25 protein-coding genes are annotated in these 23,752 nt (G+C 39.0%); 12 read left to right on the forward strand and 13 right to left on the reverse strand.

Annotated features, from left to right (window positions below):
• Complete coding sequence (locus ACKXGF_RS01685; protein WP_411954587.1) at nt 1-3,090, forward strand: AAA family ATPase; 3,090 nt, start codon at nt 1-3, stop codon at nt 3,088-3,090.
• Between the two features lie 344 nt (nt 3,091-3,434).
• Here ACKXGF_RS01685 and ACKXGF_RS01690 read toward each other — a convergent pair whose 3' ends face one another.
• From ACKXGF_RS01690 to ACKXGF_RS01710, 5 genes are all read right to left on the reverse strand, one after another.
• On the reverse strand, nt 3,435-3,932 hold the full coding sequence (locus ACKXGF_RS01690; protein ID WP_411954588.1) for a sigma-70 family RNA polymerase sigma factor: 498 nt from the start codon (nt 3,930-3,932) through the stop codon (nt 3,435-3,437).
• 278 nt (nt 3,933-4,210) lie between these two features.
• Complete coding sequence (gerQ, locus tag ACKXGF_RS01695; protein ID WP_411954589.1) at nt 4,211-4,981, reverse strand: spore coat protein GerQ; 771 nt, start codon at nt 4,979-4,981, stop codon at nt 4,211-4,213.
• 42 nt (nt 4,982-5,023) lie between these two features.
• A complete protein-coding gene (locus tag ACKXGF_RS01700; RefSeq protein ID WP_411954590.1) occupies nt 5,024-5,446 on the reverse strand; it encodes a cell wall hydrolase in 423 nt (140 codons plus the stop codon).
• Nucleotides 5,447-5,585: 139 nt separating this feature from the next.
• On the reverse strand, nt 5,586-6,329 hold the full coding sequence (gene hemQ / locus ACKXGF_RS01705; RefSeq protein WP_411954591.1) for a hydrogen peroxide-dependent heme synthase: 744 nt from the start codon (nt 6,327-6,329) through the stop codon (nt 5,586-5,588).
• An 89-nt stretch (nt 6,330-6,418) separates the two neighbouring features.
• Entirely contained in the window at nt 6,419-7,240 is an 822-nt protein-coding gene (locus tag ACKXGF_RS01710) for a biotin/lipoate A/B protein ligase family protein (RefSeq protein WP_411954592.1), read from the reverse strand.
• A 558-nt stretch (nt 7,241-7,798) separates the two neighbouring features.
• On the opposite strand from ACKXGF_RS01710, the gene pcp reads away from it, so the two are divergent.
• The 7 genes from pcp to ACKXGF_RS01745 all read left to right on the forward strand — a co-directional run bounded on the left by pcp (nt 7,799) and on the right by ACKXGF_RS01745 (nt 13,421).
• Nucleotides 7,799-8,413, forward strand: a complete 615-nt coding sequence (pcp, locus tag ACKXGF_RS01715; RefSeq protein ID WP_411954593.1) for a pyroglutamyl-peptidase I — start codon at nt 7,799-7,801, stop codon at nt 8,411-8,413.
• Nucleotides 8,413-9,129: a 5-oxoprolinase subunit PxpB gene (gene pxpB / locus ACKXGF_RS01720; protein ID WP_411954594.1), complete on the forward strand. Its 717-nt coding sequence runs from the start codon at nt 8,413-8,415 to the stop codon at nt 9,127-9,129. Before pcp ends, pxpB begins: the two co-directional genes overlap by 1 nt.
• Before the next feature lie 2 nt (nt 9,130-9,131).
• Nucleotides 9,132-9,896 (forward strand): LamB/YcsF family protein, encoded by a 765-nt coding sequence (locus ACKXGF_RS01725; RefSeq protein ID WP_411954595.1) that lies wholly within the window; start codon nt 9,132-9,134, stop codon nt 9,894-9,896.
• Complete coding sequence (locus ACKXGF_RS01730) at nt 9,889-10,809, forward strand: biotin-dependent carboxyltransferase family protein (protein WP_411954596.1); 921 nt, start codon at nt 9,889-9,891, stop codon at nt 10,807-10,809. Before ACKXGF_RS01725 ends, ACKXGF_RS01730 begins: the two co-directional genes overlap by 8 nt.
• A gap of 148 nt (nt 10,810-10,957) precedes the next feature.
• The gene (locus ACKXGF_RS01735; RefSeq protein WP_411954597.1) at nt 10,958-12,256 is read left to right on the forward strand and encodes an HD domain-containing protein; all 1,299 of its coding nucleotides are present in this window, start codon (nt 10,958-10,960) and stop codon (nt 12,254-12,256) included.
• Nucleotides 12,257-12,268: 12 nt separating this feature from the next.
• Nucleotides 12,269-12,766 (forward strand): YwgA family protein, encoded by a 498-nt coding sequence (locus ACKXGF_RS01740; RefSeq protein WP_411954598.1) that lies wholly within the window; start codon nt 12,269-12,271, stop codon nt 12,764-12,766.
• Nucleotides 12,767-12,860: 94 nt separating this feature from the next.
• Nucleotides 12,861-13,421, forward strand: coding sequence for an NADPH-dependent FMN reductase (locus ACKXGF_RS01745; RefSeq protein ID WP_411954599.1), 561 nt, complete (start codon nt 12,861-12,863; stop codon nt 13,419-13,421).
• A 38-nt stretch (nt 13,422-13,459) separates the two neighbouring features.
• Here the strand turns inward: ACKXGF_RS01745 and htpX are convergent, their stop codons facing one another.
• Nucleotides 13,460-14,365, reverse strand: coding sequence for a protease HtpX (htpX, locus tag ACKXGF_RS01750; protein WP_411954600.1), 906 nt, complete (start codon nt 14,363-14,365; stop codon nt 13,460-13,462).
• 172 nt (nt 14,366-14,537) lie between these two features.
• Here htpX and ACKXGF_RS01755 point away from each other — a divergent pair, with 172 nt between their 5' ends.
• The 4 genes from ACKXGF_RS01755 (at nt 14,538) to ACKXGF_RS01770 (ending at nt 17,536) form a co-directional block, all read left to right on the forward strand.
• Nucleotides 14,538-15,146 (forward strand): DUF3889 domain-containing protein, encoded by a 609-nt coding sequence (locus ACKXGF_RS01755; RefSeq protein ID WP_411954601.1) that lies wholly within the window; start codon nt 14,538-14,540, stop codon nt 15,144-15,146.
• Nucleotides 15,147-15,314: 168 nt separating this feature from the next.
• The gene (locus ACKXGF_RS01760; RefSeq protein ID WP_167262188.1) at nt 15,315-15,806 is read left to right on the forward strand and encodes a DUF456 domain-containing protein; all 492 of its coding nucleotides are present in this window, start codon (nt 15,315-15,317) and stop codon (nt 15,804-15,806) included.
• 27 nt (nt 15,807-15,833) lie between these two features.
• Nucleotides 15,834-17,144: an alpha/beta hydrolase gene (locus ACKXGF_RS01765; protein WP_411954602.1), complete on the forward strand. Its 1,311-nt coding sequence runs from the start codon at nt 15,834-15,836 to the stop codon at nt 17,142-17,144.
• A gap of 155 nt (nt 17,145-17,299) precedes the next feature.
• Nucleotides 17,300-17,536, forward strand: coding sequence for a hypothetical protein (locus ACKXGF_RS01770; RefSeq protein WP_411954603.1), 237 nt, complete (start codon nt 17,300-17,302; stop codon nt 17,534-17,536).
• 84 nt (nt 17,537-17,620) lie between these two features.
• Here ACKXGF_RS01770 and ACKXGF_RS01775 read toward each other — a convergent pair whose 3' ends face one another.
• The 7 genes from ACKXGF_RS01775 to trpA form a co-directional block, all read right to left on the reverse strand.
• Nucleotides 17,621-18,436 carry a MerR family transcriptional regulator gene (locus ACKXGF_RS01775; protein WP_411954604.1) on the reverse strand — a complete coding sequence of 272 codons (816 nt, stop codon included), beginning with the start codon at nt 18,434-18,436 and terminating at the stop codon, nt 17,621-17,623.
• Nucleotides 18,437-18,453: 17 nt separating this feature from the next.
• The gene (locus tag ACKXGF_RS01780) at nt 18,454-19,386 is read right to left on the reverse strand and encodes a siderophore ABC transporter substrate-binding protein (protein ID WP_411954605.1); all 933 of its coding nucleotides are present in this window, start codon (nt 19,384-19,386) and stop codon (nt 18,454-18,456) included.
• Nucleotides 19,387-19,408: 22 nt separating this feature from the next.
• Nucleotides 19,409-20,167 (reverse strand): ABC transporter ATP-binding protein, encoded by a 759-nt coding sequence (locus tag ACKXGF_RS01785; protein WP_411954606.1) that lies wholly within the window; start codon nt 20,165-20,167, stop codon nt 19,409-19,411.
• Nucleotides 20,164-21,108, reverse strand: coding sequence for an iron chelate uptake ABC transporter family permease subunit (locus ACKXGF_RS01790; protein WP_411954607.1), 945 nt, complete (start codon nt 21,106-21,108; stop codon nt 20,164-20,166). Before ACKXGF_RS01790 ends, ACKXGF_RS01785 begins: the two co-directional genes overlap by 4 nt.
• Nucleotides 21,101-22,051, reverse strand: coding sequence for an ABC transporter permease (locus ACKXGF_RS01795; protein WP_411954608.1), 951 nt, complete (start codon nt 22,049-22,051; stop codon nt 21,101-21,103). The genes ACKXGF_RS01790 and ACKXGF_RS01795 overlap by 8 nt, the downstream gene beginning before the upstream one ends.
• A 146-nt stretch (nt 22,052-22,197) precedes the next feature.
• Nucleotides 22,198-22,941, reverse strand: a complete 744-nt coding sequence (locus ACKXGF_RS01800) for a sulfite exporter TauE/SafE family protein (RefSeq protein ID WP_411954609.1) — start codon at nt 22,939-22,941, stop codon at nt 22,198-22,200.
• A 16-nt stretch (nt 22,942-22,957) separates the two neighbouring features.
• Nucleotides 22,958-23,752 (reverse strand): tryptophan synthase subunit alpha, encoded by a 795-nt coding sequence (gene trpA / locus ACKXGF_RS01805; protein WP_411954610.1) that lies wholly within the window; start codon nt 23,750-23,752, stop codon nt 22,958-22,960.

Genomic DNA, 23,752 nt, shown 5'->3' on the forward strand with positions numbered 1-23,752 from the left:
ATGAAACCTTTAACCTTAACTTTAACAGCATTTGGACCTTACCGCGAACGTGAAGTGATTGATTTTCAACAGTTAAAACATCATCGTTTATTCGTTGTATCTGGTAAAACAGGTGCTGGTAAGACAACCATTTTTGATGGAATTAGTTATGCGCTTTATGGGACAGCGAGTGGGGAAGACCGTGACCATGAACAATCGTTAAGAAGTGACTTCGCCAATGATCAATTACATACTAGTGTTGATTTAACGTTTGAAATTGGTGGCGAAAGATATCGTGTTTACCGGCAAATGCCCCATGTTAAAGAGGGTAACAAGACAGCAACAGGAGGGCGACATGAACTATATCATTTAACTGAAGACGGGGAAGTACCTTATGTTGATCGGCAAAAAAAGTCTGACGTCGATGAGCAGATTAAAGCGATTGTCGGTTTAACCCAAGATCAATTTCGTCAAATTGTCATGTTGCCACAGGGTGAATTCAGAAAGCTGTTAACATCTGATACGGAAAATAAAGAAGCGATTCTACGCCGGATATTTAATACCATCCCTTATCAAGAATTAAGTGAACAACTCAAAGAAAAGCGTGAAGAAGCCAAGAAAGAAAATGAGCATGCTCTTAAAATGCGTGATCATTATGTGCATGCGATTTTGAACAAATTGCCTGAACGGGACTCTCACTTATTTCATGTCTTAAACCAAGACTATTACAACATTAATCAAGTTATTGCTGGCTTGAATGAGGAAAGAAAACATTATGTTGAGCTTGTGAACCAACTTGAACAGGAAAAACAGCGGTTGAATACGGAATTTGAAAAGCAAACAGATCATATTCAACAAGCTAAAACAACACAAGAAGAATCCAAAAATTTAGAGCAAAAGTCAACGCGTTTGAATCAGTTGTTAGAACGAGAAGACGAGATGCAACACAAGGAACGATCCTTACAGCAAGCTGAACGCGCTGCACAGATTGAACCTTATGAACAACAGTACCGTGATATCAAACAAGAGCTAACAAATCAACAAAGAACAGTGGAATCATTAACACAGAAACAAGAGCAAGCGGATCAACACTTAAACCAAGCAACGACACTTTATCAACAAGAAAAGGCCAAAGAAACGACACGACAAGAAATTCATGTTGAATTCACTCGATTAAAGGACATACATCCCAAAGTCCAAGCTCTTCATGAACAAGAAACAAAACTTGACCAAATGAAGATCGACTTAAAAAATGCGGAAAAGCAAAGTCATAACTTAAATAAACAATATGATGAGCAATTTGAAGCTCTTCAATCTAAGCGGAAACAAGTAGAGCATTTGGAACAAGCTGTAGAGAATTATTTATCATTAGTTGAACAACGCCAAACAAAGCGCGAGCAATACCAACTCGTAAGGGATTACGCGAAACAATCCCAAGAAAAACAAGCATTGGTGCAATCAATTCAAGAGCAAAAGCGACTTTATGAACATTCCAAGGCAGAGTATGATGCACTGCAGAATCACTGGTTAAATAGCCAAGCGAGCGTATTAGCGTCTCACTTACATGATGATGAAGCGTGTCCAGTCTGTGGAAGTGTGGACCATCCAGATAAGCAGACTGCAACAATTGATGCTCCTTCAGATGAAAAGTTAGAACAAACAAGGCAGAAGATGGATCAAGTCTACGGAAAACTCAATCAGTTGGAAGGACAAAAAGAATCGATTGAGTCGAATTTGAAATCACTTGAACACCAAGTAATTGAATCAGGTGAGACAGTAAAAGATATTAACCAAACACGTCAAAGAATAGAACGTGAAGGACAAAAATTAAAAGAACAAGTAGAACAGAAAGACAAACAAAATCAGGATTTAAAACAATTAAGGCAAGATGTGAAATTGGTTGAAGACCATCTCAACACACTTCGCCACCAGAAGGAAAAGCAGAACGAAGCACATCAAAAATTAACGGCAGATGTACAGTCTGAAGAACGGACTTACCATAATTTATTAAATGATATACCCGAAGAAGTGCGTCAACTTTCCCAGTTAGAAGAGAAGCTTGCTCAATTAGAAGCTGAGCAAAACCAACTTCAGAAGGATTGGGAAAACGCCCAGAAAGCTTATGAGCAGGCGCAGGAACAAAAAACGACTATTGATACTCAATTAAACGAAGCTCGTCATCAATTAAACCAACTTGAAGATAAACAAACCCGTCTACATTCAGAGTTTGAGTCTAAACGTCAAGAAGCTGGGTTTACGAATGTTGAGGATTATGAAAAGGCTAAGCTAACAACCGAAAAACGAGAACAAATGAAACAAGAAATCGAACAATACCGACAAGAAGTATCAGTGCTAAAAGAACAAGTTGAAGAATTGAAGCAGCGCTTAGAAGGGAAACAACTCGAAGATATAGAAACGTTAGAGCAACAATTACAAGCTGTGAAAAATGCTTATGAACAAACACTGAATAACTACAACACCCATATGCGGCAACTTGAGACGATTGATGAGCTCATTAATAATCTCAAAGAAAATCAAGAGACTATTGCCGAAAAAGAAAAGCAATTAGGCCAGTTCACAGATCTACATGATTTGATTCGTGGTCACAATGAACAACGCCTATCATTTGAACGCTATTTACAAATTGATTACTTAAATCAAATTATTGAAGCAGCGAACATGCGATTACGTCATTTATCAAATGGTCAGTTTTACTTGGTAAGAAGTCAACGTCAAGAAGCGCGAGGCAGACAAAGTGGTTTGGGATTAGATGTGTTCGATGCTTACACAGGTCAAGAACGAGATGTGAAGACTATGTCAGGGGGAGAGAAGTTTAATGCTTCCTTATGTCTTGCGCTTGGTATGTCTGATGTGATTCAAAGCTATCAAGGGGGCATCTCGATAGAAACGATGTTCATTGACGAAGGCTTTGGTTCATTGGATGATGAATCTCTGAATAAAGCAATTGATACGTTAATCGATCTACAGCAATCAGGAAGAATGATTGGAGTCATTTCCCATGTCGATGCTCTGAAGTCAGCTATACCAGCTGTGTTAGAGGTTTCAAAAACGATGGACGGGTACAGCCAAACACAATTTATCGTAGATTAAGTATCATTAAAAGAGCGAACATAACCCATGTGGTATGTTCGCTCCTTTTTATTTAACAGAATATATGAAGGGCGATGATATATGACGCCCACTCGCTGGTATTGCGCCTTCACTCGATGGAAAAGGTCGCTCACTCGCTGGTATTGCGCCATCACTCGATGGAAAGGCTAACTCACTCGCTGGTATTGCGCCATCACTCGATGGAAAGGCTAACTCACTCGCTTGTATTGCACCCAAACTCGATGGAAAACACCTTCGACTCGCTGGAAAACTACCTAGTCGCAAACAGTCAACTCCATAAATAGATAAAATACCTACTCGAGTGAAGTCGAATTGAAATAGAATTATAGATGATAATCATCATCTTTCAAAAGAATACGTAATTTCCGTTTCGCAGCTTGTCCCCAACCTTTAACGGCATCAATGGTTGCGCCTTCTTTTTCGGCAATTTCGGCAAGTCCATAGCCTTGGATGATTCGCTTTTCAACAAACAACCATTGTTTATCGGTTAAGTAGGAACGTACAGAGGACCAAAAATGCGGGTCGAATTGTTCCATCTCTATAGGCGTAAAGGATTGCTCTTCCATAAATTCTTTCATAACTTCCCGGTCTTGAATGCGTGTCCGTTTACGGATTAAATCAATTAATCGACTACGTATGAGGATCGAAGCCATTTTTGAAAAAGTATCCGTATCTCCGTATTTCTTCCATGCTTCCCATAGTGCCAGCATTCCTTCTTGATAGAAATCCCCATGAGGGTCGCGAATATTTAATCGATGGATATGATAATGAATCATTCGTTTGTATTGGTCTAATATTTGGTCGAAATGATCGGTTTTCATTTATTTGCTCCTCTAATTAAGAGGCCGGCCTTCAAGTAATACTGTAATTAACTTTTACAAATTTGTCATTTTGGGTTTTGCGCAAATTAATATTGAGATAATGCTTTTTTCTATCAAATTAAAGCAGTTATTTACAAAAAGTCATGACTTTTTAACATTATAAGTGAATTTTCTACAAATCAGCTGATAGGATTTCAACTATATAATCGTTTAACCCCTACCCAAGGTGTTAAAAAAATAGCGGTTTATCACATTAAGTGATAAACCGCTTACCATGATTAACCAAATGGATACTGATAGTTAATTTCCTCATTAAATTCCACATAATCAAGGTAAATCATTAATAATAAGTACCATTTTCCGTTCTGTTGGTCTCGAATAACAATATGATCTTTACCTGCTTCTTCAATAATGCCGGTGAACATCATATCGTTCCATGCTTCATTATTTTCAAAAGTCATATAAAAAGTAGCTTCTTTTCCTGTGTTCAAACGTAGAATGTTTTCAATATATGATTGTTCACGCGGGATTCCACTGATTGATCCAGGACCACTTCCATTTTGCATCCAAGGTGGCATGCCTTGCATTCCCTGCATGCCCTGCATGCCCTGATTCTGTCCCATATTGGATTGAGGGGGCATATTAGGATTCATTTGCTGGCCGTACATATTTTGTTGTGGCATTTGTTGCTGTGGCATTTGTTGTTGAGGCATATGCTGTCCTTGGCCTTGACCTTGCCATTGATTTTGTTGGGAAGGAGAACCTTGGTATGGAGGCATATTTCCTCCTTTGACATTAGGATTGAAGCCCCATGGTTTGTTGTTTGGTCCGCCTTTGTTCATTCCCATTTGTCCTCCTTTGTAAGGTGTTTTATGAGATGATCCACCTTGGTTCGATGATTGTTTTCCTTTGTTTGGATACCATCCTTGTTGGTTTTGTTTAGGTTGGTAAGGTTTTTGAGCGGGCTGTTTGTAGGGTTCTTTTTTGAATGATGGTTGAGATCGTTCATTGTCGTTTTGGTGATCCTGATTATTATTAGACTGATCCAAAATAATCAACCTCCTTAAATTAGTTAATGAAGTTAAGCCCGACTATAAGATATTAGGGCATTCTCCCGGAAACGGATTATAAAAACAATGTGACTTGTATCTTCCTGCCAAAGGTTGCCCGAACCATTCAGGTGGGCAATCTCCTTCTGGACGGAAAAACCAAAGTGAGAATTGTCCGGGACTAAATGTTTCGCCCCTCGCTGCTCTTCTGGCCAATCGAATATCTTTCTCACGAGCCCGTTGATAAAAATAGGAACGTTGAACAGCTTCAAATCCACCAGGTGATTGATAAATCATGTCAGGCAGTGATCGTATATCTTCAAAATCTAAACAATCACCTAGTACACGATTAACACCAACATTTCCGACTAGTAACATACCAAGCTGACCGTCCCCTTCTGCTTCAGCACGCATGAGTCGAGCGAGTTCTCTTAGTTGTGCTTCTGTATACTTTATTGCGGCCAAATGATCACACCTTTTTAGGGCCAATTTTCATCACTAGTTCATGTATATGTAGGCTAATGTAATTCATGATAGGTTTTAGTTAAAAAAATACCCCTTAAGCCAGATGTTGGCTTAAGGGGTATTGGAAAGTTCATGCTTATTAAACTTGTAAGAGTTTTTCTAATTGATCGCGTTCTTGGCGATGCCCGATATAAAAGGAGCCAAATTCAGCGAAGCGAGCGCTCACTTCATCAAAACGCATTTCATAAATAAGCTTCTTGAATTGAAGCATATCATGAGCAAACAAGGTCACGCCCCATTCCCAGTCGTCTAAACCTTGACTTCCGGAAATGATTTGACGAACCTTACCAGCGTATTTACGTCCAGTCATGCCATGTTGATACATTTGCTTACCGCGTTCTTCTTTCGGAAGCATATACCAGTTGTCATCACCTTCGCGGCGTTTATCCATTGGGTAGAAACAAATATGGTTCCATTTAGGTAAGATTGGCTTTAGCCGAGCCTGTATTTCAGGGTCTGTTTCAGGGTCTTTACCTTGAGCCATATAAGTTGATAATTCAACGACGGAAATATAGGAATAAGGTTGTGTGAAAAACTCCGCCATTTTGGTTTTGTCTAAGGCGAATTCAAGATCTGTTAATTCTTCAGTTGTCGGTCGAACATTTAAGAATAATAAATCTGCTTTATGACCAATCATTTTATAGAAACCGAAGCTACCTTGTTTGTCAGCTTCAACATCTTGCCAAGAGGCCATTAAGTGGTTAAGTTCGCTGACAGCTTGATCACGTTCTTCTTGGCTCGCTTTTTTCCAAGCGGTCCAATCGATTTGGCGGAAATCATGAAGCATGTACCAACCGTCTAATGTTTCAACTGCTTCTGGCATTTGTGTCACTCTCCTTCAAATAAATCATCCATTAACTACTATAACACAAGGCATGTCTAGGGTTAAAAGAAATACCTATGAACGTTTTGTTAACTCGAGATGGTCTTGTTTCGTTTGTGCATAAGGTTCAACCTATTATCAAACCATTCCTGTTCTGTTTCAGTAAATGCTTGATTAAAGACTTCAATATTTCGCTGTTTTAACTTTGTGAGGAGCTGATCTTTTACTTCTTTCGTTGATAAAGATTTGCCCAGTAACTGTTCTAAAGAAGCCATCACATCTGGTTTGATCGAAGGATAGGTGAATTTCGTTTCTTCACCTTGAACAGCCTTTTCATAAAATTGCTTAACTACGTCTGCTCGTTTCTGTCCGTCGCCTTCAATACATAAGTAAATTTGCACAGCCGTTCCTTGTTTGACCCGTCTTTGAGAAATACCAGCGAACTTTTGACCATTAATACTTAAATCATAAGTACCGGGACAATACGATTCGGATATCTCATAAGCATCGATTGTATAAGGTTCGTCTTCTAATAACCAACGAATAAACTCAACCATCGCTTGATAACTGTCATGGATATCGAATTGTTTTTCTTCTGGGAAAATGAGTGAAAGGTTAAGCACCCCTTCGTCTAACAAAACAGCTAGCCCTCCAGAGTTCCGAATAATCACTTTGTATCCTGCTTCGTTTAAAAACTGAATGCCATCATTTATGTAGGGTGTTCGACTGTCAGGGATTCCTAATACCACTGTAGGGCGGTGAACCCATAAATGGATCGCGGGTTGTTTTGTTTCAGTTGCGGTTAAACATAGCGTGTCATCAATCGCAAATGACGTCATGATATCGGATTGGTTAATATCACTGTCATCAATGAGACGCAACTGGTTAAATTGTAATAACGCATGATTCATCTTCATCGATCCTTTTTGTTTGAACTCCCTTCATTATAGCAAACTTGAACAATGAAAAGAAAAGTTTTGTAAAGCCCGTTGTTGATATTGTGATCCGCTTTCGGCGGACGCTTTTACCCATAGGGTACAAGTGCAACAACTGTTCAATCTCACTACGTTCGTTTTTCACAGTGTTTTCTATGCAGGGGCACGGCTCGAGCCAGGCAACTACATCGAATAAGCTTCTTTGCTACTTGCACCGAGGAAGCTACTTCGAAGCGTTACGAGAAGACGCAGGTGCATCCCTCGGCCTAAAGGCGTGGCCTTCGGGGTCTCGAGACACGTGCTATTCCCGTGATGGCCCGGACGGCCTAATGTCAACGTTGGTCACAGGACGTGACCGAACTTAGTTGACCAGGAGTCGCCACCTTCGCTTCTCACAATTCAACAACTCAGTGCTAAACTATTTAAATATTAACTCAACAAATTAGTACTAAATCAAAAACTAATAGTGCTTAATGGAAAGGGCGAAAAATGTTAAAATAGTGATAATTTTAAAATAGTTAAGGTGGATCAATCATGAAACGATTACTATTAACAGGTTTCGAACCGTTTTTAAATTTTCCAATCAATCCAACGAAAACAATTGCCGAAGCTTTAGATGGGCAACAAATAGGTGAATATGAAATTATTAGCCGTATATTACCCGTTAATTTTGCGACAAGTGGCGAAGCAATGACTCAATTAATTAGTGACCTAGAACCTGATGCGATTGTGGCATTAGGATTAGCAGGAGGTCGGCACAAAATCACACCTGAAAGAATTGCGATTAATTGCAATGGAGGGGTTGAAGAGGATAATCAGGGCTATATTCCTGATGGAGAACCAATTGTAGAAGATGGTCCAGATGGGATCTTCTCAACATTGCCGATTCAAAAAATGGTCGATCAAATGAAAGAAGCAGGTTATCCAGCTGAGATATCTAATTCAGCTGGGACTTATCTGTGTAATCATGTGATGTATCGAGCGCTTTATACTATTAAATCGCAAGCTGAACAGATACCGTGTGGTTTCATTCATATGCCGGCTTCTCATAAACTAGCGATTCAGCATGGAAAACTACCCAGTTGGTCACAGTCAGATCTACAACAAGCTATAGAAATTTGCCTGAAAACCATTGGGGCCAATTCATAATGCGTTTTACATTGTACCCATTGGGTAACGAAGCAGTCGTCGTAGTCCTAGGTGAAACGATATCGCCCGCCATTCATGATGATGTGGTGCATTATTATCAAATGATTCAACAGGCAGACTTGCATTATGTCACAGATATTGTTCCAACTTACCGATCCATTGCTGTTTATTATAATTGGCGCCAAACGAATTATGATGAGATGACAGATTTGATTGAGGAAATATTAAATCAAGATGACTCATCTAATAGTTCGCCACAACGGCGGACAATTCATTTGCCCGTTTGTTATGATGAAGCGGTTTATGCTCCTGATTTGGCTTATCTTGCACAAGCTCATCAATTAACGGAGAAAGAAGTCATCGAACGCCATACGGCACCTTTTTATCGTGTTTATATGATTGGGTTTCTGCCTGGGTTTCCGTATATGGGTGGTTTAGATTCAACGTTAGAAACTTCTAGGTTAACGACACCAAGAGCTCATGTGCCAGCTGGGAGTGTTGGGATTGCAGGAGCACAGACGGGTGTTTATTCAGTCGACTCGCCTGGAGGGTGGCAAATTATCGGTCATACACCTATCCAACTGTATAACCCAAATTCTGAGGATCCGACATTGATTAAAATGGGTGATTGGTTAACATTCCAGTCGATCTCTAAAGAAACATATGAAGCGATTAAACAAGATGGTCGAATAGAAGATTTTGTTGAGGAGGGGTGAGAATGGAAGTTGATTTAAATGCTGATATTGGCGAAAGTTTTGGACCTTATAAAATAGGTGATGATCAACGTCTGATGGATATTGTTTCGTCTGTCAATGTCGCCTGTGGTTTCCATGGTGGTGATTATCGTGTCATGCATCAGGTCGTTAAACAAGCTGTTGATAAGAATGTGAAAATTGGAGCGCATCCTGGTTATCCAGATTTAATTGGTTTCGGACGTCGCCATATCGAGATGACATCAGATGAAATCTATCAATTAATGGTGTATCAAATTGGAGCACTGCAAGCTGTTTGCCACGCGCATCAGACATCATTACATCATGTGAAACCCCATGGCGCTTTATATAACTTAGCTGCTAAAGACCGAGAAGTCGCTCATGCTGTTGCTCAAGCTGTATTTGATGTCGATCATGAATTATTGTTATTTGGATTAGCTAATAGCGCTTTGCTTGAAGCAGGAGAGGCTATTGGTCTCAAGGTGGTTTCAGAAGTATTCGCTGACAGAACATATACAGAGGAAGGTTTGTTAACACCACGTAGTCAAAGTCGGTCTGTATTGACTGAGATGGATGATATAAAAGAACAGGTCCAACAAATAGTTTTTCATCATGGTGTGACAACACCAAATGGAACGCAAATTCATTTAAGAGGCGAAACGATTTGTTTTCATGGTGACGGAGAAGATGCGTATCAACATGCACGATTTATTCGAGAGTATTTGCAAGATGAAGGAGTCGTGATTAAGGCACGTGATCCCCATGACTAATCAGACGCGACCATTATTACAAGTCGATTCCGCTCAATTACCTTTAACGGTACAAGACTTAGGTCGACCAGGTTATCAGCATTTAGGCATTCCTGTTTCTGGTGCTATGGACCGCTATGCGTTAATTACTGGGAATCAATTATTGAATAATGATCCTGGGTATGCAGCATTAGAAATCACACTAGGTGGCGTATCACTTACCTTTATAGCGAAGTCCGTCATTTGTGTAACAGGTGCAGACTTGAACGCGACTTTAGACGGGAAGAGAATCCCCTTATGGCAAACGGTCAAGGTTGAATGTGGACAAACACTTTCGTTCGAGCGCCCATTGAAAGGCGCACGTGCTTACCTTTGTGTTTCAGGTGGTATTGTTTCTCAATCTTGGTTAGGAAGTCAATCAGTGTTTGAAAAGGGTCAACTAGGTCGGAAATTAAAAACAGGTGATCAGGTGTATGCGACCGACAAAGTCACGGAAGCAGTAGTCGAACAACAATTATCACCCGATTTAATTCCTGAATATACCGCACACATGACATTACGAGTGATCTTAAGTCCTTACGCTGAACGTTTATTGAAGGAATCTTTAGAGCACTTTTTTCAGGCAACTTATACCTTTCAAAAGGGCGACCGTATGGGGTGCCAATTACATCATGATCAACCTTTAATACATCAAACAAGTGACAATATGGTCTCTGACGTCGTGAGTTATGGGACGATTCAAGTGCCTGCAAGTGGGCAGCCCATGATGCTATTAGCAGACAGGCAAACAACAGGTGGTTACACAACGATTGGCACGGTCATTACGGCTGATCACTGGAAATGCGCCCAGTTAAGACCAGGCTCAACGATTCGATTTCAAAGTGTATCGATTCATGACGTTGATCAGTTACTACAACCCTGGAAAGAAAAATAATAAATTTTTAAGCAGTTGGCATGCCTAGTAAGTAAGCGGTTTGATTAAGGATGTTAGGTAGGAGGTTGGGTTTTAATGGATGTCGAAACAAGCTATAATATGACTAGAGAAAACGAAATAAGAGTTGTGAAAAGAAAGGTCGGGGAAAATGGCATATCGTGATGAAAAATTAGATGAAGAAAAAGTATTTAAAGATCCTGTCCATCGTTATATTCATGTACGTGATCGCGTCATTTGGGATCTGATTGGTGCACGTGAATTTCAACGCCTTAGACGTATTAAACAACTCGGAACGACTTATTTGACCTTTCACGGTGCTGAACATAGTCGCTTTAATCATTCATTAGGAGTTTATGAGATTGTGAGACGGATTATCGAGAACTTCCGTGAAGAACCCTTTTGGAATGATGACGAGCGGTTGTTATGTTTGTGTGCAGCGCTTTTACATGATTTAGGCCATGGCCCTTTTTCCCATTCATTTGAGAAGGTTTTCGATTTAGATCACGAAGATTTCACACGAAAAATTATTTTAGGCGATACGCAAATTAATGCTATTTTAAAACGTGTTGACCCGCAATTTCCGCAAGATGTCGCTGATGTCATACATAAGACGTATTCTAATAAGTTGGTTGTTAGTTTGATTTCGAGCCAAATTGATGCGGATCGAATGGACTATCTTCAGCGTGATGCATATTTCACAGGTGTTAGTTATGGACACTTTGATATGGAAAGAATTCTCCGAGTCATGCGACCGAAAGAAGATCAAATGGTGATTAAGGAAAGTGGGATGCATGCCGTAGAAGACTACATTATGAGTCGTTATCAAATGTATTGGCAAGTTTATTTCCATCCTGTGACTAGAAGTGCAGAAGTGATCTTATCGAAGATCTTACATCGTGCTAAAGAATTATATTTTGCTGATGATTTTCAGTTTAAATTAAAACCTCGCCATTTTGAAAGTTTCTTTGAGCAAGAAGTGAGTTTAGATGATTATTTGAAACTGGATGAAAATGTGGTGTTTTATTACTTTCATATTTGGCAGGAGGAAGATGACGAGATTTTAGCGGATTTATGCCGACGCTTTGTCGACCGTGATTTGTTTAAGTATATCGAATTTGACCCAGCTGATCAGTATCAACAATTAATCGAGCTTAAAGAAAGTTTTATTCAAGCAGGTGTTGATCCAACTTATTATTTAGAGGTTGATTCGTCTTCTGATTTACCATATGACTTTTACCGCCCTGGTGAAGAGGAAGAGCGATTGCCGATTCATCTACAGTTACCTTCAGGTGAATTGAAGGAACTCTCTAGGCAATCTGAAATTGTTGAATCCATTTCAGGAAAAAAACGAACCGATCATAAGTTGTATTTTGCGAAGGATTTAATTGATCAGTTGCCAGATGACGATGTTAGTAAACAGCGGATATATGACATATTAAAAGGGTAAGGAGTTGTGCTCATGTTAGAGGATCATGCAAAGTTGATGGCGTTTTTTGAACAGGCAGATGAAATTGTCGGACGTAAACGACTGCAAAAGATGGTATATATTCTTAAGAAATGTGGCTTTGATTTTTCAGAACGTTATACTTTTCATTTTTATGGTCCATATTCTGAAGAGCTATCGACGCGAATAGAAGAGTTATGTAACTTAGGATTCATCGAAGAAGAGCGTGAAAAAGAAAAAGGCTATTATCAATATCGTTATCAATTAACCGATCGAGGCGTTCACTTTTTAGAGCAATCAGATTTAAGACCAGAGAATATGACAACCCTAATTGAAGAAATGGATGAACATAGCTCAAAATTTCTTGAGTTAGTCTCGACGATGCTTTATTTTGAGGATTTCTCAAAAGACGAAATCGAGGAAAAAGTACAAACCGTTAAGAGTCAACAAAACTATACAGTTGATGATTTTGAAGCGGCTTGGGAGTTTATTGCCCGATTAAACGCACATTAAGAAGGGGGAATGCCTTCTTCTTAAATTTGAGAATATTCGTGTGAATCGTTAAGATGGATGTGGTGAATTAAATAGCTTAGGAGTGACTCAAATTATGGAACGCAACTTAAAAGTCGTAGGTATTTGTGGTAGTTTGCGCGAAGATTCTTCAAATAAAAGGTTACTAGATTTAGCCAAAACGATGCTTCCGGATTATGTGGAATATGAATCCTTAGAGTATCAAGATGTGCCAGTATTCAGTCAGGATATTGAAAAACCTGTTCCTGAACCTGTTCAACGAATGAAGGACCAGGTTGAAAGTGCTGACGTTCTACTCATTGCAACCCCACAATACAATGGTTCGTTTCCAGGAAACCTAAAGAATGCAATTGATTGGATGACACGCCCAGGTGGCCATAATTCAATTTATGGTAAAGTAGCTGGTGTTGTGGGTTGTACACCAGGTCAAAGTGGTACGATGCAAGCGCAATTACATCTTAGAGAAGTATTGAGCCATTTAGGGATTCAAGTTCCAGCTCAACCTCGTGTGATGATTAGTGGTGTACTTGATTTAATCGATGAAGATGGTAATTTACAATTACCAGAGGTAGAGGTTAATAACTATCAAAAAATGCTAAATGAAGTGATTAAGCTAGCCCAAATTAAATCAATATAAATAAAACAGGTTAGCCTCATTAGTGAGGCTAACCTGTTTTATTTTTGTTCTAAACGACGGATACGCTCATCTAAATCAGGGTGAGATGAAAGTAACTTCATGAGTCCGCCTTTATTATTAATTTTCATTGTTTGGATCGCATCATCATTCGTGTTGTCCTGTACAGTATTAACTGTGTTTTTTAGCGATTGCAGTGCGTGTTGCATTTTATCTTTACCGGCTAAGTCGGCACCGCCACGGTCAGCGTGGAATTCACGGTAACGTGAGTACGCCATGACGACCATGCTGCCAAGGATTGAGAATAGGATTTGGAACACAATAATCGATGCAAAGTGTACGACGAAACGCATTTCTTCGTTTACAAAGTTGGAGACAATTGACGCAACAATACGTGATAAGAAGACGACAAAGGTGTTAATGACGCCTTGTAGTAATGTCATCGTGACCATGTCACCATTGGAAACGTGTGCTACTTCGTGTGCTAACACACCTTCAACGGCGTCGTCATCCATTGAATTGAGTAGTCCTGAAGAAACAGCAACAAGTGATCTTTTTTTCGATGGCCCTGTTGCAAATGCGTTCACTTCTTGTGAACGATAAATACCAACTTCGGGCATATGCATTAAACCAGCAGCACGTGATAGACGGTGAACACGTTCAACAAGCTGACGTTCAGCTGTCGATAAATTATCATTCGGATCAAGGACTTGTACCTTCATCATCTTCTTAGCCATCCAACGAGAGATTGCTAAGGAAATAAATGCACCGGCAAAACCAACTAAGATACTGAAAACACCGAGTGAAACGTAGCTAATACCTACGCCAACTCCACCATTATAAATTGGACCAATATCAGTAAATGATGTGATGGCTGACCAAACAATGACGATCGTTGTTAATACGAGAATGTTTGTTAATAAGAAAAATAAGATTCTTTTACCCACTATACTTCCCTTCCTTTCTTAATCGTCCATTCGTATTATACCACGAAAACAAGACAGCGAAAATGTAAAAGCTTCCTTAACAATGACAATTTAACGAAATAGTAAAACGATTCAGACGCCATGAACATATGATGAATAATGTATGGTTTAAGATTACGAAGGAGGAATCGTTATGTATTATAATGATGAAGAATATCTTGTCCCACCCACTTATCTATATGCACCGATGAGACAGAATTATGAAGGCGAAAGTATAAGTGGTGACGCAACATGGACTGAAGGTGGTCCTGTTACGAAATGTAATTTAGCTTGGTCGGATATGAATCATATGACAACGGCTGTTAGTACTGACAGTCCATATACTTGTGGTCAATTATTAAATGTGAGATTCGAAGACACAGGTAAAGAAGTGACGGTGAAAGTGGTGGATACGGTAGCAGGTTATCCACAGAATCGCTTGAATTTACATCGACAAGTGTTTGAAGCCTTAGGGGCTAATTTAGATTGGGGAATTATACCAATTCGCATTTCGGTCGTTCCAACAGACGGAAACGGTCAATTACGTGATGTTTTATGGAATGTACTCGGGCAAACTTATCCAGGAGCCACAATAAAAAATAGTCAGTGGCAAGAAGAAGAGAATGTATCAGGGGGTTACCTGAAAGAGTCGTATTTGTTCACATTAGGTACATCAGAAGGTGATATGACTGTCAGAGGAGATGTGGTCTTTCATCCGAATACGATGCGAATCCGATCGATCAATTTAACTGAAACATCATGATGAAATAAGCGCGTTGATGACGCGCTTATTATTAAATAGTCTCTAGTACAAGCTAATTAAAGCAGGATGTTCAGTATTATTTACCAAATCCTATCACTATTATTGTAATTCATGAAACTTTGGATTACGATTTAACTAAGGAATTATTGATGAAAGAGCGAGGTATATATGGAGATACTTGATATTATATGGTGGATCGCCATCATTGCTTTATTTGCACTAAGTTACGCAGGAGTTATTTTCCCCGTCATTCCAGCACCAATTGTGTTGTGGGCTGGCTTTTTCGTTTATCAATTTGGGGTAAATTCAGACGAGCTTACATGGGTTTTCTGGTTATCTATGGCGATACTGACGATTGTCTTAATTGTAGCCGACATTATTGCGAATAGTTATTTTGTGAAACGATATGGCGGTTCTAAACTTGGTGAATGGACAGCTGCGGCTGGTGTGATTGTAGGTTCATTCGTTATTCCTCCATTTGGAATTCTGATCGTACCAGCAGTCGCCGTTTTCGTTGTTGAACTCATGCAAAACCGACAAGTGATGGAAGCATTACGTGCTGTGTTTGGCTCATTAATCGGCTTTCTAAGTGGAGCATTAGCTAAATTTGTTGTCGTGACTATTATGGTTGTCTGGTTTTTCATTGTGATTATTTTTTAATTAAATTAAGAAATGAGGGGAGCACCCATGCGAAAGTGGATATGGCTAGCTTTAATCATCGTATTAATTGGGTGTACAAGTGAGGAAGAGCAAGAAACTGAAGAACAGACGTTTGATGAATTGTTGGGGAAATGGCATGGAGCAATTGAAGTGCCGAATATGCCATTGGAAATACAGCTAACATTTGAAGAAGATGACGAAAGCGAAGAAATTGTTGGTTTTATTGATATTCCTACGCAAGGTATTGATCAATACCCGTTATCTGAGCTGGAGCTTGAAGAGGAACAAGTTCGTTTTAAAATGGATATCCCTGGCCAATTTGTGGAATTTGTGAGTGATTTACCTCATGATCATACGTTAACAGGTGAATTTAGTCAGCAGGGGCATACATTTGATTTCGAGTTAGAGCGCGGCGAACTTGAGACTGAACCTGAACAAGCGAGTGATGATATTAATTGGTTAACGATTTCATCAGAAATTGGTGACTTAAAAGGTGAGTTACTACAACCTAATAATGAACAAACAGACCGAGTGGCTTTAATTATACCTGGTTCAGGACCAGTTAATCGCGATGGAAATAGTGCTGGAACAGAATCGGATACATTAAAATTATTGGCTGAATCTTTAGCTGAACAAGGCACAGCTAGTCTACGTTATAGTAAGCGAGGCGTGGGTGAGAACCAAGAAGCGACCATACCAGAAGAAGAAATGACGATTGAACGTATGTCTGAAGATGCAGTGGCATGGGTGGAACGTTTAAAGGATGACTATGAGCAAGTCATTATAATTGGTCATAGCCAAGGAGCGCTTGTTGGTCAATTAGCAGCACTGCAAACGAGAGTTGATGGTTTTGTTTCCTTAGCGGGAGCAGGTCGTACGATTGATGATGTCTTAAACGATCAATTATCAAATCAGTTACCTCAAGATCTAGAAGAAGAGGCTCAGAGTATCTTAGACCAACTAAGAGAAGGTGAATTAGTAGAGGAAGAAGAGATCAGTAGTGAGCTATACAGTATCTTTCGACCAACGATTCAACCGTTTCTTATGTCATGGATGTCATATGATCCAGCTGAATTGATGACTCAAATGAGTATTCCATCATTGATTATTCATGGTACTCATGATCGCCAAGTGTTTGAAGAAGATGCGGCGCAACTAGCAGCAGCAAATAATCAAGCTGAATTAGTTATGGTGGAAGGAATGGACCACGTGCTTAAGCAATCTGATAGCGTAGAAGATACATCAAATTATCAAGATCCAGAACAACCGCTAGCGGACGACTTACTTAAGGCCATTGACCAGTATATACAAAACTTATCTCAAAATGATAACTCATAACCCGTTAATCTTATTCAAAAACAATTTATTTTAAAAAATTTAAAACGAATTGTTAATATTTTCTGTTAATATCTTTATTTTATGCTACAATGATTTAGAAGTCTGATAATTTAGAGAATACGTTTTGAGATAAACAGTCCATTGATGGGGGAATCGTGTTGAAAGGTTTTGCGAAAGTCATGATGGTTGTTGGCATCCTTTCGGTTGTAATGGGATTATTGTTTGTTGTGGTTGAATCGATCACAGATGATTGGTCATCACTCATGAATTATGTTACATATATTTTATTGGAGGACTCTGAACGAGCTCTATGGCAAGTAGGTGTGTTGGTTGCCTTACTTGGTTATTGGTTATTATCAAGACAAAGACGAAGACAAAGAATATTTTATTAACTATTATTTTAATATAAAACGCGAACGATTTATCCAAGTAAATCGTTCGCGTTTTTTGGTGATGAATATCATTTTTATTGATTATTAAAGTATAGGTATTTGAATTTCAGATAAATATTCTTCTGGATTATTTGTCATAAACTGATCAATAATTGTCCGTTCAATGGCATCGCCAGTAATCGTTAATTGATGTTTTTTAATATATTCGAACAAATATTCATAATATGACGGCGAATGAATACGTGCATCCTGACAGTATAGACAAACATATTTACCAGCTGGCAATGTCGATTTAAGTTCGCTCGTTATATGTTCATCATCTATAGCAATAAAAACTGAGTTATAGGCGTTGTATTTCATCTGATTTATTCGTTCAATTGGCAGAGTGACACCAACTGATCCAATAAAAATGGATGAAGTTAAATGAGATGTGTTTTCAATCTTCCGTAATGATAGCTCTAAATCTGACTGGGATTGAATATCATGATTTAATTGTAATATATGTCGATCATCATAATATCTTATAAACGGTTGATGAGTATAGTTAGATTGTTTTGCTAGATCTATCTCATTAATTCGATTATCGACACGATGATGAATTTGTTGTAATTCTGAGATTTTTTGAGCTATCTCTACTTGATGACGTTTTAACAGTTCGAGGAAATCGTCTAAATGACGTTCCTCGAATTGTTTTTTGATATCTTTTAAAGGTACACCTAAACTGCGTAAATAATTAATCGTGTTTAAATGTTCAAACTGCTCTGTTGAGTAGTAGCGATAATTGTTATTCGGGTCAATTTCGGCTGGTTTGAATAAGCCGATTTCATCATAATAACGAAGTGTTTTAACTGATAGATTGTGTAGTTTAGCGATTTCGCCAATAGTAAAGCGACCTTTCATACTTGCCACCTCAATTGTTATTGCAATGCGTTATGGACTTCTTCAATCATGTTTTCGACTGCTTGTAAACCACCATCAGCTAAATACCAATATTGTGGGTCGAGATAGTGAATTTGGTCTTCTTGATAAGCAGTTGTTCCTTTAATTAGGTCGTTTTCAATCGTTTCTTTGGCTGCAGCTTCTCCATTCACGACTTTATCACGGTCGATTACAAAGAGATGGTCAGGATCCTGTTCAACGATATATTCAAAAGAAATATTTTGTCCATGCGTCGATGTTTCGATTGAGTCATCAACAGGTTTAACACCCAATGCATCATGAATCATACCGAAGCGGGAACCTGAGCCATAAGCGCTGACTTTACCACCAGTTGCTAAGGTGATTAATCCAGTTTCTTCGCTATCTGATGCAAGATCATTTACTTCAGATACCTGATTTTCTATATCACTGATACGTTGATCGACTTGATCTTGAACGCCAAAGACGTCACCTATAATTTTAGCGTTATGAGCAATGGAATCAACATAGTTCTCTGAATCTGTTTCAACATAAACCGTTGGTGCTATCTCTGCAAAATCTTCATATAGATCTTGTTGACGACCGGAAATGATAATCATGTCAGGGTCCATTGCATTAACCGCTTCGAAATCAGGCTCTTTTAACCCGCCTGCATTCTCGTAATCTTCACTACCGTAATCAGATAGGTAGTCTGGTAAACTATCTTGCGGGACACCTTGAACAGGCAGGTCGAAAGCATCAAGCATATCAAGCATACCGAAATCAAAGACAACAACGTTTTCAGGGTTTTTCTCTACTTCTGCTGTTCCTAATTCGTGTTCAATCGTTACGGTTTCACTACTATTATCTCCTTCCTCAGCATCAGCTGAACCACATGCTGTTAGAAATAAAGCGATAACGCCTAAAGTTAATAATAATACGAATCGTTTCATCATAATCACCTCATATAATTTTTTATCCAAAGTACACACATACCTTACAACGATCGAGTTGCTTGATTGGAATGTCCATATCGTATATTTCTTTAAGTGATGATTCTTCAATAATGTCATCGACTGGTCCTTGGTTAATAATTTCTCCTTCTTTTAAAGCAACGATATAGTCTGAATAAAACGAAGCGAAATTTATATCATGAATCACAATGACAACTGTTTTCCCAAGCTCATCAACAAGTCGGCGTAAAACTTTCATAATCTGAACGGCATGCTTCATATCTAAATTATTTAACGGTTCATCGAGCAAGATATAATCCGTATCTTGAGCAATAACCATGGCGATATGAGCCCGTTGCTTCTGTCCGCCACTTAGCTCATCTAGATATTGGTTCTCTAGGTTTTCCAATTCCATAAAGGCGATGGCCTCGTTTATGTGGTCGATGTCCTCTGATGTTAAGTTGCCTTGTGAATAAGGGAAACGACCAAATGAGACAAGCTCGCGAACGGTTAGTCGAACGGTAATATTATTTGCCTGTTTTAAAATCGCCATCTTCTTAGATAAGTCCCGGTTTTTCCACTGACTGATGGATTGGTGGTCGATATCAATATTGCCAATGTCATATTTAATCAGTCGGCTAACGGCTGATAATAAGGTGCTTTTGCCTGCACCGTTCGGGCCGATGAAAGACGTAATTTTCCCTTTTTGGATATTGACCGAGACATTGTTTACGACAGGTTTGTCACCATATGTTTTCGATAGCTCTTTTACTTCAATCATGCTCGACTCTCCCTTAATAAAAGATAAATAAAATACACACCGCCAGCGAAGTTGATAATGACTGAGATTGTTGTTGAAAATGTGAAGACACGTTCAACAATTAATTGCCCGCCGACTAAAGCGATGATACTAACCAAAATCGCCCCTAAAATCAGCACACGATGGCGATAGGTTTTTAAGAATTCGTAAGCGACATTAGCAACTAATAGACCTAAAAACGTAATCGGGCCAACAAGGACAGTGGCAATAGAAATTAAAATAGCTACAATGATAAAGATGTGTCTTACGATATGGTCATAATCAACACCTAGGTTGATCGCTTGATCCTTGCCAAGTGATAGGACATCTAAAAACTTAGCGAACTTCAAGAAGTATAGGGTTGTAACTGCCATACCGATTAATGAGATATAGAATAAGTCAGTATTTACATTGTTAAAGCTCGCAAACATTTGATCCTGAACGACTTGGAACTCATTTGGGTCGATTAATACTTGCATAAACTCTGATAAACTATTGAAAAACGTTCCGAAAATCAATCCTACTAATAAAAGGAAATAAATGTTTTCACCCTCACGCTTAAATAAAAAGTGATAGAGTAATAATGCAAAGACAATCATCAATCCAACTGAAATGAAAAAGTTAACGTATTGATTCATAAGTGAATGAGTTGAGCCAAACAGGAAGATGAGACTAGTTTGAATGAGTAAATAGAGTGAATCTAACCCAATAATACTTGGTGTTAAAATGCGATTATTCGTGACTGTTTGGAAAATGACTGTTGAAAATGCAATGGCGCTACCTGTTAAAACGATGGCGAAAATTTTCATTGCTCGTCTAGGTAGCACATAACCCCAATGCTCATCTAAGTTTGAGAAAAGGAATATCGCGATTAACCCGAGTGAGAGAATTCCGAGAATGACCAGTTTCGTTCGGTTATGCATATGCCTTTCTCCTTAACAATAAATAGATAAATGTACCGCTACCAATCACGCCAACAGTCAAGCCGATTGGAATTTCATAAGGGTAAATGATGACGCGACCGAGAATGTCACACGCTAGAACAAATAAGGCACCAAGTAGGGCGGTATGGGGCAAGTTTTTGCGTAAATGATCCCCATGATAAATCGATACGATATTTGGAATAATCAATCCTAAAAACGGGATAAGCCCGACTGTTAGAACGACAACAGATGTTGATATTGCCACAATAATCAGACCAACGTTCACGACTTGTTTGTGATTTAACCCTAAGTTCGTTGAGAAATCCTCACCCATTCCAGCAATCGTGAATTTATTCGCATAACCATAAGCCACTGCCAGAAGCGGGATGCTTATGTATAATAATTCATAACGTCCCGCTAATATCATAGAAAAGTCGCCCTGTAACCATGATGACATGCTTTGAATTAGATCATGTTGATAGGCGAAAAACATCGTAATAGAACCGATGATATTACCAAACATAATCCCAACAAGCGGAATGAAAATAGCATCTTTGAATTTAATTTTATCGAGTATTTTCATGAACACCATGGTGCCCAGAACGGCGAATACCATGGCGGTAAGTGCTTGTTGCATAGGGCTGGCTGATGTGAATACTAAAAGTGAAACGAGAATACCAAGCCTTGCAGAATCCATCGTGCCTGCTGTAGTAGGAGAAACGAATTTGTTTCGGCTTAGTTGTTGCATAATTAGTCCACCTACAGCCATCGTAGCACCAGCAATAATAATACTGATCAACCGAGGGATCCGGCTTTGCCAAAGAATTTGCTGTTGTTGGTCTGTTAGGCTAGTGATATCACGAATGTTTAGATTTGTTACGCCGATAAAGACTGAAAGAACGGATAACAAAACTAGTACAATGAGTAAGTAGCGTTGTTTCATAGGACACAAACTTTCTAATGACATTCTCGTTTAATTGATAATGATTATCAATCTATATTAAATAATAAACTCTCCAGTGGGTGGAGAGTCAACAGAAATTGAGAATTATTTTCAATTATTTTTAGGAGATGGAAAGAAGAAGGGATTTAGGTTAACCAAACATTATCGATTAAGACATAAACAATTAATATTGCTGTTACGATCCGTAAGAGTGGTTTAATGTGGTCAGGATTAAGTTTGCCAGCTAGACGCACACCGATTTGAGCTCCAATTAAAGAACCGCAGATTAAAGTGAAGGTGAGGGACCAAACCACATGACCTGAGGCAATATAACTGATCGCGGCACCAAAGCAACTGGCAAAAGTAGCTGCACGCATTAGGCCAACCGCTCGGTAGTAAGCTATGCGCAAGTATGAGAAAACATATAACATTAAGGTACCTTGACCTGGTCCAAACATGCCGTCATATATTCCAATTCCATATAAAAGTGGTGTACCGCGTGTTCTAAAGCGAAATGTATTCGTACCGTCAAATGACGTTTTACTAATAAATGAAAATAAAAACGCAAAGATTAATAGACCAATTGCAATCTTATACATTAGCTCAGGTGGAATAATAGACGCTACATAGCCACCTGTGATTCCCCCTGCTAAACTAATGGGTACGATTTTCAAACCTTCATTAAGCGTTACGCCACGGTGACGTAATACCATGAAAAAGATGATGAATGAGCTGATTGAATTAGTTACTTTATTGGCTCCAATGGCTGAATGGACAGGGATACCTAGTGCAAGCATTGCTGGTAAGCTGATTAATCCCCCTCCGCCGGCAAGTGTTCCTAAAATAGTTGCACTTATTCCGACGAAAAAGAGGATGATGATCTCTAGCATGGAATGTCACATCTTTCTATTGATTGTCTTTTGCATTAATTAAAGCGTGGATATGATCAGTGTCATTGGCTTGTAAGCTTTGAATGATCTGACTTCCTACGACTACACCGTCAGCTACTTTTGTCATGTTTTTAACATGGTCTGGCGTTGATATGCCAAAGCCAGCTAATACAGGGACATCACTATATGTTTGAAGCAATTCGAAGTGTGTTGCTAAATCATCTGCAAATGATTGACGAGCTCCCGTAATTCCATTAACCGTCACAGCATATAAGAAACCTTCTGACGCTTCAGCAATTTGTTTAATTCGTTCTTTGGAACTTGTTAATGAAACAAGTTGGATTAGGGCTAAGCCGTGCTGTTCTTTTGCCTCTCGAATAAAACTTTCGTGTTCGAGTGGTAAATCGGGAATGATCAGGCCATCAATTCCTGCTGATTGAGCAACTTCCATAAAGCGATCGACACCAAATTGAAATATAGGATTTAGATAGGTCATGACAATAATTGGCGCTTTAATTGAATGGCGTTCCTCTGCCAGTTTATCAAGGATCTGATGTAAAGTCACCCCTGTTTCACGAGCGCGTTTACCAGCTTCTTGAATGGTGGGGCCATCAGCTACTGGATCTGAAAAAGGAATACCAATTTCAATGGTAGTAGCGCCAGCTTGATCGAGCTGCTGTAATGTAGGCATAAGTGATTCAATCCCGCCATCACCAGCCATGATGTAGGGAACAAAGATTTTTTCGTTTTGTTCAAGTGTTTGATTAAAAACGGCTTGCATATATTGTTTACCGTGCTTGATTGTTTCCAT

Origin of the sequence: Alkalibacillus sp. S2W (assembly GCF_046764385.1) — a bacterium.
Classification (GTDB): domain Bacteria; phylum Bacillota; class Bacilli; order Bacillales; family Alkalibacillaceae; genus Alkalibacillus; species Alkalibacillus almallahensis.

Excerpts from the sequence above, each read along its gene's own strand:
- ACKXGF_RS01690 (WP_411954588.1), bottom strand. The coding sequence starts at position 3,932 with ATGAAAACCGATCATTTCGACCAAATATTAGACCAATACAAACGAATG.
- ACKXGF_RS01780 (WP_411954605.1), bottom strand. The coding sequence starts at position 19,386 with ATGAAACGATTCGTATTATTATTAACTTTAGGCGTTATCGCTTTATTT.
- ACKXGF_RS01745 (WP_411954599.1), top strand. The coding sequence starts at position 12,861 with ATGGAACGCAACTTAAAAGTCGTAGGTATTTGTGGTAGTTTGCGCGAA.
- ACKXGF_RS01765 (WP_411954602.1), top strand. The coding sequence starts at position 15,834 with ATGCGAAAGTGGATATGGCTAGCTTTAATCATCGTATTAATTGGGTGT.
- ACKXGF_RS01725 (WP_411954595.1), top strand. The coding sequence starts at position 9,132 with ATGGAAGTTGATTTAAATGCTGATATTGGCGAAAGTTTTGGACCTTAT.
- trpA (WP_411954610.1), bottom strand. The coding sequence starts at position 23,752 with ATGGAAACAATCAAGCACGGTAAACAATATATGCAAGCCGTTTTTAAT.
- ACKXGF_RS01735 (WP_411954597.1), top strand. The coding sequence starts at position 10,958 with ATGGCATATCGTGATGAAAAATTAGATGAAGAAAAAGTATTTAAAGAT.
- hemQ (WP_411954591.1), bottom strand. The coding sequence starts at position 6,329 with ATGCCAGAAGCAGTTGAAACATTAGACGGTTGGTACATGCTTCATGAT.
- pcp (WP_411954593.1), top strand. The coding sequence starts at position 7,799 with ATGAAACGATTACTATTAACAGGTTTCGAACCGTTTTTAAATTTTCCA.
- ACKXGF_RS01685 (WP_411954587.1), top strand. The coding sequence starts at position 1 with ATGAAACCTTTAACCTTAACTTTAACAGCATTTGGACCTTACCGCGAA.
- ACKXGF_RS01795 (WP_411954608.1), bottom strand. The coding sequence starts at position 22,051 with ATGAAACAACGCTACTTACTCATTGTACTAGTTTTGTTATCCGTTCTT.
- ACKXGF_RS01790 (WP_411954607.1), bottom strand. The coding sequence starts at position 21,108 with ATGCATAACCGAACGAAACTGGTCATTCTCGGAATTCTCTCACTCGGG.
- pxpB (WP_411954594.1), top strand. The coding sequence starts at position 8,413 with ATGCGTTTTACATTGTACCCATTGGGTAACGAAGCAGTCGTCGTAGTC.
- ACKXGF_RS01740 (WP_411954598.1), top strand. The coding sequence starts at position 12,269 with ATGTTAGAGGATCATGCAAAGTTGATGGCGTTTTTTGAACAGGCAGAT.
- ACKXGF_RS01800 (WP_411954609.1), bottom strand. The coding sequence starts at position 22,941 with ATGCTAGAGATCATCATCCTCTTTTTCGTCGGAATAAGTGCAACTATT.
- ACKXGF_RS01785 (WP_411954606.1), bottom strand. The coding sequence starts at position 20,167 with ATGATTGAAGTAAAAGAGCTATCGAAAACATATGGTGACAAACCTGTC.
- ACKXGF_RS01760 (WP_167262188.1), top strand. The coding sequence starts at position 15,315 with ATGGAGATACTTGATATTATATGGTGGATCGCCATCATTGCTTTATTT.
- ACKXGF_RS01775 (WP_411954604.1), bottom strand. The coding sequence starts at position 18,436 with ATGAAAGGTCGCTTTACTATTGGCGAAATCGCTAAACTACACAATCTA.
- ACKXGF_RS01730 (WP_411954596.1), top strand. The coding sequence starts at position 9,889 with ATGACTAATCAGACGCGACCATTATTACAAGTCGATTCCGCTCAATTA.
- ACKXGF_RS01755 (WP_411954601.1), top strand. The coding sequence starts at position 14,538 with ATGTATTATAATGATGAAGAATATCTTGTCCCACCCACTTATCTATAT.
- ACKXGF_RS01710 (WP_411954592.1), bottom strand. The coding sequence starts at position 7,240 with ATGAATCATGCGTTATTACAATTTAACCAGTTGCGTCTCATTGATGAC.